Source organism: Halomonas ventosae (assembly GCF_004363555.1).
GTDB classification, from domain to species: domain Bacteria; phylum Pseudomonadota; class Gammaproteobacteria; order Pseudomonadales; family Halomonadaceae; genus Halomonas; species Halomonas ventosae.
This window is the reverse complement of the sequence record NZ_SNZJ01000002.1, coordinates 184,457-195,993: the sequence shown is the minus strand read 5'-3', so window position 1 is coordinate 195,993 and position 11,537 is coordinate 184,457. Positions and strand designations below refer to the sequence as shown.

The window sequence follows — 11,537 nt, the reverse complement described above, 5'->3', positions numbered from 1 at the left end:
CATCCTTAATCATTCCCTGCCACCCTGAAGATCCACCCACGACACTGATCAAGCCGGCCTTGATTCAGGACATCTATATACCCTCACCGATTATTACTGCGCGAGACATCATCAACGCAGGCATCCCGCCACTGGGCTCCTTTGGCATGCAATCGACTGAACCAGATCAATGCATTCTGGCATGATGGCCCTTCTCCACCTCCCCACCGCCTGAGAGAATCGCCATGTCGACAGTGTTTGACAGCCTAATGGAAGTAGCCTCACCGAAGATCGGCCTGGGCTGCATGAACCTCTCCCACGGCTACGGCAGCCCGCTTCCCGAGAGCGAGGCGCTGCATGCCCTGGAGGCGGCCTTCGACATGGGCTACCGCCACTTCGATACCGCCACCCTCTACGGCGCCACGGCCAACGAGAGGCTGGTGGGCAAGGCCCTGGCGGGCAAACGCCACGAGATCCTGCTGGCCAGCAAGTGCGGCATGGCCATGAACCCCGAGCTCGGCCGCAAGGTGATCGATGGGCGCCCCGAGACGCTCTATCGCCAGTGCGAGGCGAGCCTCGCGCGGCTGGGCACCGACCACCTGGACCTCTACTACCTGCACCGCTGGGACAAGGGCGTGCCCATCGAGGAGAGCGTCGGCGCGCTGGCCCGACTGGTGGCGCAGGGCAAGGTGCGGGCCATCGGGCTCTCCGAGGTCTCGGCGGCCACCCTGCGCCGGGCACGCAACGAGCATCCCATTGCGGCAGTGCAATCCGAGTACTCGCTGTGGACCCGCAACCCGGAGATCGGCCTGATCGAGGCCTGCCGCGAGGCCGATACGGCCCTGGTGGCCTTCAGCCCCCTGGGGCGCGGCTTCCTGGCGGGTGCCGTCAGCGACCCTTCGCGCCTCGAGGAGAGCGACCTGCGCCGCGGCATGCCGCGCTTCAGCGCCGAGAACCATCCCCGCAACCTGCGCCTGCTGGCGGAGTTCACGGCGCTGGCGGAGGAGCTGGGCATTACACCAAGCCAGCTGGCCCTGGCCTGGCTGCGAGCCCGGGGCGACGACATCCTGCCGATCCCCGGCTCGCGCGATATCGATCACATGCGCGAGAACCTGGCGGCGGAGCACCTGCCGCTGGCACCGGAGAATGTGGCCCGGCTGGATGCCATGCTGACCCCGCACCAGGTGGCGGGGGCCCGCTACGGCGAGGCCCAGCAGGCGGAGGTCGACACCGAGGAGTTCGGCGAGTCAGATACAGGAACCCCCGCCTAGCTGCGTAAACCCACCGTGAGGCCTCGACGGGCAGGTAGGATGGGGGGCCCTGGCGTCGCCTGGCTATGGCGAGGTACCGGAGGCGAGTGAGCGGCGGGTATCGAGATGGCGAGCCTGGCGGGCAAGCGCCTCGGTGGTGCCATCGAACAGGTGCCGCTGGGCGTGCTGGGTCAGGGCATAGGCGTCCTTCACGCCCTGCCGGGCGCGCTCGTCGCACGGTTGCTCGGGGCCCGGAGCTGACGGTGGCTGCCAGCCGAAACAGCGCTGCCGGCTCGGGTCGAGCAGCGAGAACTCCACCGCATGGTCGTCCATGACCCAGCCCAGGGTCCCCGCCTGATGGTATTCGGCGAGCTGGGGCGCGGCCGGGTCGAGCAGCGAGTGACCCATGGCGCCGGGAAGGGGCAGGTCCAGCAGGTCGGCCAGGGTCGGTGCGATATCGCGTTGATGGCCGGTGCGCGAGGGACGGCCGGGCTCGACGATGCCCGGCGCATAGAGGAGGAACGGCAGCCGGGAGCGCTCGAGGATCGAGCCCTCCACCCGTGAGGTATGGTCGGACACCAGCACGATCAGCCAGGGATGCTGCCAGTCGCGGGACTCGATGGCCTCGACGAAGTCGCCGACCGCCTCGTCGGCCATGTGCAGGGTGTTGCGGATCCCCGCGGCACGTGAGTCGCTGTCGATCAGCGGGGTCATGCCGGACGGCACCTGGGTGTCGTGGGTGGTGTTGGTGTTGATGCCGACCAGCATGGGCTCGCGCATGTCCCCCATGCGCTCCAGGACGAAGCGATAGAGGTCCCGGTCGTAGACGCCCCAGTAGTTCTCGGGCCACTGGCGCTGCTCGATGTCCTCCTTGCCGAGGCTCTCCCGGAAGCCCAGCGCCTGAGCGAAGGCGCCGGTGCCACTGGTGTTCTCGTGGGACCCCTGGAAGAAGGCGGTCTGCCAGCCGGCCTTGGCAAGGCGCTCAGGCAGGCAGTCGTAGTCGTGGCGGGCCAGGTCGGTCTGGGCGATGGTCTGGCCTGGCGGGTTCTGGTAGCTGCAGAACAGGCTGAACATCCCCTCGGTGGTGCGCCGGCCGCCGGCGATGAGATCCTTGCTGTGCAGTGAGCGCTCGGCCAGGGCGTCGAAGCGCGGCGTCACCGGGCGGCCGTCGTCGAGGGGCGCCATGAAGACGCTGGCCCAGCTCTCCAGCAGCACGAAGGCCACGTTCATCCGGCGGGGCTCGCCGTTCGCCAGGGCCGCATCGGGATAGAGCCGATCCACCCGCGAACGAGCCTCGTCGTCACGCATCCAGCCGAGCGGCACGGGCTCCAGCGCGTACTTCTGGCCACGCTGCAGGCCGTGCAGCGCCGCGTAGGCACCGTTGAGGGCGGCGGTGGCGGCCTCGGGGTTGCCCAGCCTCAGGGCGTCGTCGGGGCTCTGGGGCACGCCGCTCACGCCGCCTCGCACGATCGGCACCGTGGCGATGATCACCGCCAGCATGGCCAGCTCGGGCGCGAAGCGCACCCTGAGGCGAGCCTCGGCGACGGGAACCCGCGCGATGGCGACCAGCAGGATGAAGATGCCCAGCAGGTAGGGCCAGTGCGCGATGAGCATGCCCCCCAGGCTGCCGGCGGAGTTGGCGAGCTCCGCCGCCTCGTAGCCGACATGGCGTCCGGTTTCCTGCCAGTAGAGCCAGTCGCCCAGCTGGGCAAACAGCAGGATGACCCCGGCGGGCACCAGCCAGCCGCGACGGGGCAGTCGTTTCAGCAGGCGGGAGGCCGGCCACAGCACCAGGGTGGTGAGGCCGGCCAGCAGGGCCGAGATGGCCAGGTCGAAGCGCAGCCCCCACCACCAGGCGGTGGGCCAGAGCCCTTCGGGCGTCATCACGGCATCCGACACCAGGCGAAGGCCCCCGGTGATCAGGGTGAGGACCACGAGGAAGCGCAGCCAGGTGAGGAAGAGGCCGGGGCGTGGGCGTCGGGCGGGTGGTATCACGATGTCTGTCCGATGTTACGTTCATGAAATGCAAGGCGTCGATTCTAGCATGCCGCCCTGCGGCCATGATGCCCGGACAGGGCCCGGTGGCGCGCAGTCACCCTGGTGCCCCGCTGGTCCGGCGCCCCTACTCCTCGCGCGCCGCCCTCCTGCGCGCCCGCCGCATCTCGCCCAGACGCGAGAGCGCGCGGCGCAGCGGTCGCCACAGCCGGCTGAGCAGCCACAGCACGGGCAGGCCGATCACCAGCCAGGGGGTGAGGAAGACTACCACCAGGATCACCTGGCCCACCGACTCGAAGAACAGCGACACGCTGCGGTCCAGCGCCCGCCACAGCGGCGCGAGAACGCCGTGCTGGCGGGGCTCCACCCAGCGCTGCTGCTGGAAGTCGGCCGAGATCGCCACCGTGTCGGTGACCCGGGCGAGGTGGCGCTGCTGGCCCTGCATGGACTCGATCTCGCCCTGCACCCTCGCGAGCTCACGCTCGACCTGCAGCAGGTCCTGGATGCGCCGCTCACTGAAGCCCCGCCCCTCCTGGGCGAGCTCCTTGAGGCGCTCGCGCAGCACCACCTGCTGGGCCAGCCGTGCCTCGGTGTCGATCACCTGCTGGGTGCGGTCGTGGCGGGTGACCTCCACACCGCTGAGCGCCGGCGACTTGGCCACCAGACGCACCGGCTCGGCGCTCTCCACCTGGTCGCGGGCCACGCGCATGGCCAGGTAACCGCTGGCCAGGCCATGCCGCGGCGTCTGCAGGCGCCCCTGCTCCACCTGGCAGTGCTCACTCGCCACGCAGGCCTCGTGGGTCTCCCGGTAGGCGGCCACCAAGGCCTCGGCCTCGTCGAACTGCAGGTTGTAGCCGCGGCGCTCCTCGATGCGGGTGTCGGGTGCCTCGCCCGCCCCGTCGGCCGGTCGGGCAGCGCCGGCGACATCGGCCTGGCGCACCATGGCCTCGCCGGAGAAGCGGCCCTCCGGCGGGGTCGGCCGCGGTGGCGCGTTGTCGAGAGCGGGCCCGTCGCAGCCGGCGAGGCCGAGGGTGGCGGCCAGCAGCAGGAACGGCAGGAGAAGGCGATAAGGACGGGGCAGGTCTGGCATGGCAGGCGGTCATCCGTGACGAATCGGGAACCTCAAGCGTAGCACCCCCGGCCTCCCGCAGACGCGGCCCCCGCCCCTTGGTATTCTCGATGGCTATATCCATAGCCAAGTTCGAGGAATTGCCATGTGGGATGAGCGCTACGACACCGATGACTACGTCTACGGCACCGAGCCCAACGACTTCCTGCGCGAGCAGGTAGGGCTGATCGGCGAGCCGCCGCGGGAGGTGCTGTGCCTGGCCGATGGCGAGGGGCGCAACGGCGTCTACCTGGCCAAGCTCGGCCATCGGGTGCTCTCTGTGGATGCCTCAGCGGTCGGCCTGCGCAAGGCGGACCGCCTGGCCGAGCGGGAGGGCGTGCCCCTGGAGACCCTGGTCGCCGACCTCACCGAGCACACCTTCGACGCCGAGGCCTTCGACGCGGTGGTGTCGATCTTCTGCCATGTGCCCGAGGCGGGCCGCCCGCACCTCCACCGCCAGGTGGCGCACACCCTGAAGCCCGGCGGGATCCTGATCCTGGAGGCCTATACCCCGGCCCAGGTGCCGCGGGATACCGGCGGACCCGACACCCCGGACCGCACCCCCACGGCCGCGGAGCTGGAGGCGGCCTTCGCCGACTTCGAGATCCTCTCGAGCCGCGAGTTCGACCGCCAGGTGGTCGAGGGCCGCGGCCATACCGGCCTCGGCGCCGTGGTGCAGTTCATCGCCCGCAAGCGCTGAGCGCCCAACACGCGACGGGCGCGTTCTGGCGAGGCCCGGCCGGCATCGAAATCCTGGTGCGGCGAGTCACTCCCGCGTGCCCGGCAGTAGCGCCTCGCTGGGCTGGCTCAGCAGGCGCTTGAGTAGTGGCGACTCGAAGCGCCGGCGGATGGTGATGGCGTAGAACTCCTCGAACACCCCGGGCAGGGCGCCGAAGTCGCTCAGGCTCCCGACGCGCAGCTCGTCGCGCACCACCACCGGCGGCATCACCGCCAGGTGGCCGGTGTCGCGGGCCAGCAGGCGCATCAGGGCCATGTCGTCCACCTCGGCGATGATCGTCGGCGACAGCCGGTGGAGATCGCAGAGCCGGTCGAAGGCCTGGCGCACGCTGCTCTCCGGCCCGGGCACGATCAGGCCGCGGCCGGCGAGCCCCTCGGGGAAGGGCGCCAGCGGGCCCAGGCGCGTCGCCCCGATGATGCTCACCGGCTGGCGCGCCAGGCGCTGGGAGCGCCAGGGGTGCTGGTCGTCGCCGCGCACCGACTGGTTGGCCAGCACCACGTCCAGGCGGTGGGCCGAGAGACGCCGCAGCAGGTCGTCGAGCCCGCCGCTCTGCAGGCTCAGTTCCAGGTCCTCGCGGTCGAGCAGCGGGCGCAGGAACTCCTCCTGGAAGTTGCGCGACAGCGTCGCCACCGCCCCCACCCGGATCACCTCGCGATGGGCGTGGCCGCCCTCGGCGAACAGCGCGGTGAGCTCCTCCCCCTGGCGGAAGATGGCGTCGGCGTGGTCGAACGCCAGACGCCCCGCCTCGGTGAGGCGCAGCTTGCGCCCCTCGCGCAGGAACAGCTTCTGCCCCAGGCGCTCCTCCAGCTGGCGGATCTGGTGGGAGAGCGCCGACTGCGAGACATGCAGCGCCTCGGCGGTCCGGGTCAGGTGCCCCGACTTGGCGACCTGCCAGAAGTGATAGAGGTGGTGGTAGTTGAGCTTCATGGCCGCGCTCCGGGCGGTGGCGAGACTCGTTCTTTTTAAACGAACGATACCTTCTAGATAAACCATTTTTTTGCAACAAGGCTCCGGCGGCATAGTACGGGCATCCCCTCTCCCACAGGAGCCCTACCATGACGACCCTGCTCGATGCGGTGATCCATGCGTCGCTGGCGGTGTGGCTGGCGCTGCCGGTCGCGCTGCTGTTGCTCGCCGGCTGGGCCAGCCGCCTGACCACCCCCGCCCGCCAGCGGCGTGGCTGGCGCCTCGGCCAGGCGCTGATGGCCGGCAGCTTCCTCGCCAGCGCGCTGATCGGCCTCCTGTTGGTGGCCGATGCCGCCGGCCTTGCCACCGGCCTGCCGGCGGTCGCCGCGCCCCTGGGCCTCTACCCCGACGGCCTGGCGGTGTGGATGGCGCTGCTGATCAGCTTCCTTGGCGTGGTGCTGCTGCGCTTCGCCGACGGCTACCTGGAGGGCGATCGCGGGCGCGACCGCTTCCTGCCCTGGTGCCTGGTGGTGCTGGCCAGCGTGCTGCTGCTGGTGTTCACCCACCACCTGCTGGTGATGCTGGTGGCCTGGGTCGGCGTCAGCCTGGCCCTCCACCACCTGCTGACCCTCTACCCGGAGCGCCGCGAGGCGCGCCGCGCCGCCTGGCAGAAGTTCGCCGTCAGCCGCCTGGGCGACCTCGCCCTGCTGGCCGCGGTGGGCCTGCTCTTCCACCACTACGGCAGCTTCGAGCTGCCGGTGCTGCTGGCCGCCGCCGAGGCCTCGACCGGCGAGGGGTGGGCGCTGCCGGCGGCCTCCGTGGCCCTGGCACTGGCCGCGCTGTGCAAGTGCGCCCAGCTGCCGCTGCACGGCTGGCTGATGAAGGTGATGGAGGCCCCCACCCCGGTCTCGGCGCTGCTCCACGCCGGGGTGATCAACCTCGGCGGCTACGTCTGGCTGCGCCTCTACCCGCTGTTCGACGGCCTCACCCTTGGCCACCTGCTGCTGGTCGCCATCGGCGGCACCACCGCCATCGTCGCGGTGCTGACCATGCTCACCCAGGCCTCGGTCAAGCACGCCCTGGCCTGGTCCACCTGCGCCCAGATGGGCTTCATGCTGCTGGAGATCGGCCTGGGCGCCTACACCCTGGCGCTGGTGCACCTGCTCGCCCACTCCCTCTACAAGGCCCACTCCTTCCTCGCCTGCGGACGCACGGTGCGCGCGGCGCGCTGCTCGCGGCTGCCGCTGGCCCCGCTGTCCGAGCGCCTGGCGACGGCCGGCCTCGCCGCCACAGTGGCGGGGGCCGTGCTGCTGGCCTGGCCCGCCCTGGTCAGCCACAACCCGCTGCTCGGCGTACTGCTGACCCTGGCGGTGGGCGGGGCGCTGCTGGGCCTGCCGGCGGGACTGGGCCGCACCCGGCGCCTCGCCCTCGCGGCCCTGGCGCTGGCCCTGGTGCCGCTCTATGCGCTGCTCCACGCCCTGGTGGCGCCGGCCCTGCCGCGGGCCACCGACCCGCTGACCCTGGCCGCCGGCCTGCTCGGCGCCGCGCTGCTGCTGGCGCTGGTCGGCCTGGCCCTGGCGGTCACGCTGTGGCCCCGGCACCCCGCGGTGGCGCGCTGGCGGATCCACTTCCGCCAGGGCCTCTACGCCCACCTGCCGCTGGAGCGCGCCATCGACCGCCTGATGCGCCACCGCCTGCCCGAACCCACCCGGCTTACCCGCCCGTCCCGGACCGTCACCGCCAGAGGAGAGGTGTCATGACCGCCGTCGCCGCTACCGCCGCCCCGCGCGTCGCCGCCGAGCACCACCGGGCGCTGGCCCGCGCCGCCGAGCGCATCGCCCCCACCTGGCCGCTCGACCGCTGGATCGCGGTCAACCCCTGGTGGGGGCTGCGCGACCTGCCCATCGAGCAGGCCGAGGCGCTGCTCGCCCGGCGCGGCGGGGGCCGCCTGACCCTCGCCCCCGAGGCCTATCGCCAGGCCTGGGAGAGCGGGCGCATCCGCCACGAGGAGCTGCGCGAGGCGATTACCCTGTGCGGCTCGCCGCTGGACGAGGCCGCCCTGCTGGCGAAGCTGGCACGCCCCGAGGTCGCGCTGCGGCCACTGGCGAGCGCCTGGGAACTGGCCGGCGAGGACACCGCCCCGACGACCGACAACGCCTTCGAGGCGGTGGCGGAGTGCTGCGCCGGCTACTTCGACCACCACCAGCAGCGCTGGGAGGGCGCACGGGACGAGACTCTCTACGCCTGGTGGCACGCCCAATGCCGCCACGACCGGCGCCTGAGCGCCGCCCGGCGTCGGCGGGTGGCCACGCTGCCTGACGACGCCTCGGCCGCCCGCGAGCGACTCGTCGACGAGCTCGCGCTGCCACCGGAGGCGCTGGAGGCGCTGGCCCACGCCCTGCTGCTGCGGGTCAATGGCTGGGCCTCCTGGTGCCAGGGGCTGGCCTGGCACACCCCCCATGCCGCCGCCCACGCCGGCATCGATCAGCTGCTGGTGATCCTGCTGGCATGGGAGTGGCTGGGGCTGGCCGAGCTGGAGGCGCCGCGGCGTGCTCGCTGGGCGACACAGTGGGAGGCGGCGCCGGCGCCTGCCGATCGCGACCACGAGGCCCTGTGGTGCTGGCAGGCCGCCCTGGAGCTCGGGTACCAGCGCCGCCTGGCGGCGACCCTGGCCACGCCTACCGCACCGCACCCGGCACCCAGCGTGCAGGCGGCCTTCTGCATCGACGTGCGCTCCGAGCCGCTGCGGCGCCACCTGGAGGCCGCCTGGGAGGAGGTCGCCACCCAGGGCGTGGCGGGCTTCTTCGGCATGCCCATCACCCACTCGAGCGCCGGGCCGGAGCGCGACCTGCCGCGCCTGCCCGGCCTTCTCGTGCCACGCTACCGTACCGCCGAGGCGCCACCGCTGGCCCCGCTGCACCGCCGCCGCCACCGCCGGGAGGCCAGCCGCCAGGGGGTCCGCCACGCCAAGTACCATGCGCTCTCCACCTTCACCCTGGTGGAGACCACCGGCCTCGCCTGGGCCTGGAAGCTGATCCGGGACAGCCGCCGGCGCCCCACCGCCTCGCCCGCGCCGACGCCCCTGGAGGGCCCCTTCCACGCCGTCGGCGGCGAGCCGCTGACCACGGCGGAAAGGGTCGAGCTCGCCCGGGGGCTGCTCGATGCCCTGGCACCGGGCGGCGAGGCCGCCCCGCTGCTGATGCTGGTGGGTCACGACTCGGCGAGCGACAACAACCCGCACCACGCCGGCCTCACCTGCGGCGCCTGCGGCGGCCAGGGCGGCGGGCTCAATGCCTGCCTGGCCGCGCGGCTGCTCAACGACCCCGAGGTGCGCCATGGCCTGGCCGCCCGCGGTGCCGGCCTGCCGGAGGGCACCCATGTGCTCGCCGCCACCCACTGCACCCTCACCGACCGCGTCACCCTGCACGACACCGACGCGGTGCCGGCGGCGCTCACCCCCCTGCTCGAGCGCTTCGAACAGGCGCTGGAAGAGGCTGGGCAGGCTAACCGCGAGGCCCGCGCGGCGGCGCTGGACGTCGCCGCCGAGGACGACACGGCACGCCTGGCCGCCCTGGCCCGGCGCGGTGGCGACTGGTCCCAGCCGCGCCCGGAGTGGGGGCTGGCCAACAACGCCGCCCTGCTGCTGGCCCCGCGGGAAGCGAGCCGCGGCCGCGACCTCGAGGGGCGGGTATTCCTCCACGAGTACCACCCCGAGCGCGACCCCGACGGCGCCACCCTGGAGGCGCTGATGAGCGCCCCCATGCTGGTGGCGAACTGGATCAACCTGCAGTACTACGCCTCCGTGGTCGACCCCGAGCGCCACGGGGCAGGCAACAAGCTGCTGCACTCGGTGGTGGGGGGCCATCTGGGGGTGATCGAGGGCAACTCGCCCCAGCTGCGCATCGGCCTGCCGTGGCAGTCGCTGCACGACGGCAACGCCTGGCGCCACGAGCCGCTGCGCCTGACGGTGGTGGTGGACGCGCCCCGGGAGCGCATCGAGGGGGTGCTGGCCCGCCAGCCCGACGTCGCCCGGCTGGTGGAGCACCGCTGGCTGTGGCTCTGCCGCCTCACCGAGGCGGGGCTTGAGCGCTACACGCCGGACGGTTGGCAGGGCATCCCATGAGGCCACTCGCTGCAACAGGCCAACGCCGCGGGGCTGTACCACACGCCACGGCTCAGGATGGCTGGGGCGTGGCCTCGACCCGAATCCTCTCGAGGAAGGCCAGCAGCTCGGGCATCTCGGCGTCGATGTGCCGGCTGAGGTCGTGATCGCCGGGCAGCAGGCGCAACTCGGCCGGAGTATTGCCGCGGCTGGCATGGAGCCGTTCGGCATCGCTTGGCGGGATCACCGTGTCGTCACGGCCGTGCACCAGCAGCACCGGGCAGCGCACCCTGGGCAGGGTGGTCACGGGCGCGATGGTGTCGAAGCGGTGGCCGATCACGTGTTCCACATAGCGCAGCACGTACCAGCCCAGCGGGACGAACGGCAGCCGCTTACCGGCCAGCCAGCGACGCATCATCCCGTCCGGGTGGGCGAAAGCCGAGAGGCTGACCACGGCGGCGATGTCGTCGCGTCGCGAGGCTGCCAGCAGCACCACCGCGGCCCCCACCGAATGGCCGAGCAGCGCCACCGGCGCATCGGCCATGCCCGGGCGGGCACGCAGCCAGGCCAGGGCGGCCTCGGTGTCCTCGGCGAAGCGCGGCATGGAGGAGAAGCTGTCGGCGTCGCTCTCGCCATGGTTGCGTGCATCGAACAGCAGCACGTTCCAGCCCGCCGCCTGCAGCGGCCTGGCGAGCGGCAGCATCAGCTCGCGGTTGGCGCCCCAGCCGTGGGTGATCACCACCGTGCCACGACCCTGGCCGGGCAGCCACCAGCCCGCCAGCCGCCTGCCCCGTCGGGTGGGGATGGTCACCTTCTCCCCGGCCACGCCGTGCTCGTCCAGGGAGCACGCGATCGGCACCCGCGGCGCGGCCAGGCTGACCCTAAGCCGCCGATGGAAGAGGTGCAGCAGCAGCGCCAGCCCCGCCGGCAGCAGGCCCCACCAGAGCCAAGCCGGCTCCGCGGTCATCGCCTAGCCGCCGCCATTGAGCCACCAGGTGGCGGCGTTGAGGTAGGCAGCGAAGCTGACCCAGGCCAGGTAGGGCGCGAGCAGCCAGGCGGCGAGGCGCGAGACCGCGGCGAAGCGGCGGATGGTGAGCACGATCAGCCCCCACAGCAGCAGCAGGTCGAGCAGCGCCAGGCCCATCCAGTGCAGGCCGAAGAACAGGATCGACCAGAGCGCGTTGGCGGCGAGCTGGGCGACGAAGGGCCAGAGGGTGTGCCGGCGCATCGCCGGCGACGCCGCCAGCGTCGCCCGCCAGGCAGCCAGCGCCATCAGCAGGTAGAGCGTGCTCCAGGCGATGGGAAAGGCCAGGTTCGGCGGGGTGAGCGGCGGCTTGGCCAGCCCCGCGTACCACTCGCCGGGCGGGGTGGCGATGCCGCTCAGCGCGGTCAGCACGACCAGGGCCAGCCAGCCGAGTAGCACCAGCAGGGAGCGGGTGGGGGTCATGGTGCCTCCTG

Annotated in this window: 9 protein-coding genes; 4 read left to right on the top strand and 5 right to left on the bottom strand. The window is 72.2% G+C overall.

The genetic code is table 11. From position 1 onward, the window contains the following. Positions 1–224: 224 nt before the first annotated feature. The gene (locus DFP85_RS02410) at positions 225–1,250 is read left to right on the top strand and encodes an aldo/keto reductase (RefSeq protein WP_133634593.1); all 1,026 of its coding nucleotides are present in this window, start codon (positions 225–227) and stop codon (positions 1,248–1,250) included. Positions 1,251–1,313: 63 nt separating this feature from the next. Here DFP85_RS02410 and DFP85_RS02405 read toward each other — a convergent pair whose 3' ends face one another. Both DFP85_RS02405 and DFP85_RS02400 read right to left on the bottom strand, forming a co-directional pair. Continuing rightward, positions 1,314–3,224, bottom strand: coding sequence for an LTA synthase family protein (locus DFP85_RS02405; RefSeq protein ID WP_133634591.1), 1,911 nt, complete (start codon positions 3,222–3,224; stop codon positions 1,314–1,316). A gap of 127 nt (positions 3,225–3,351) precedes the next feature. After that, a complete protein-coding gene (locus DFP85_RS02400) occupies positions 3,352–4,314 on the bottom strand; it encodes a DUF4349 domain-containing protein (RefSeq protein WP_133634590.1) in 963 nt (320 codons plus the stop codon). A 124-nt stretch (positions 4,315–4,438) separates the two neighbouring features. On the opposite strand from DFP85_RS02400, the gene DFP85_RS02395 reads away from it, so the two are divergent. Continuing rightward, the gene (locus tag DFP85_RS02395; RefSeq protein WP_133634588.1) at positions 4,439–5,032 is read left to right on the top strand and encodes an SAM-dependent methyltransferase; all 594 of its coding nucleotides are present in this window, start codon (positions 4,439–4,441) and stop codon (positions 5,030–5,032) included. Positions 5,033–5,098: 66 nt separating this feature from the next. Here DFP85_RS02395 and DFP85_RS02390 read toward each other — a convergent pair whose 3' ends face one another. Further along, positions 5,099–5,998 carry a LysR family transcriptional regulator gene (locus DFP85_RS02390; protein ID WP_133634586.1) on the bottom strand — a complete coding sequence of 300 codons (900 nt, stop codon included), beginning with the start codon at positions 5,996–5,998 and terminating at the stop codon, positions 5,099–5,101. A gap of 128 nt (positions 5,999–6,126) precedes the next feature. Between DFP85_RS02390 and DFP85_RS02385 the strand changes: the two genes are divergently transcribed. Both DFP85_RS02385 and DFP85_RS02380 read left to right on the top strand, forming a co-directional pair. Continuing rightward, positions 6,127–7,737 (top strand): NADH-quinone oxidoreductase subunit L, encoded by a 1,611-nt coding sequence (locus tag DFP85_RS02385; protein WP_133634584.1) that lies wholly within the window; start codon positions 6,127–6,129, stop codon positions 7,735–7,737. After that, positions 7,734–10,100, top strand: a complete 2,367-nt coding sequence (locus tag DFP85_RS02380; RefSeq protein ID WP_133634582.1) for a putative inorganic carbon transporter subunit DabA — start codon at positions 7,734–7,736, stop codon at positions 10,098–10,100. Before DFP85_RS02385 ends, DFP85_RS02380 begins: the two co-directional genes overlap by 4 nt. Positions 10,101–10,152: 52 nt before the next feature. On the opposite strand, the gene DFP85_RS02375 is transcribed toward DFP85_RS02380, so the two are convergent. Next, entirely contained in the window at positions 10,153–11,046 is an 894-nt protein-coding gene (locus DFP85_RS02375) for an alpha/beta hydrolase (protein WP_133634580.1), read from the bottom strand. Between the two features lie 3 nt (positions 11,047–11,049). Next, complete coding sequence (locus tag DFP85_RS02370) at positions 11,050–11,526, bottom strand: TspO/MBR family protein (protein WP_133634578.1); 477 nt, start codon at positions 11,524–11,526, stop codon at positions 11,050–11,052. Positions 11,527–11,537 lie beyond the last annotated feature (11 nt).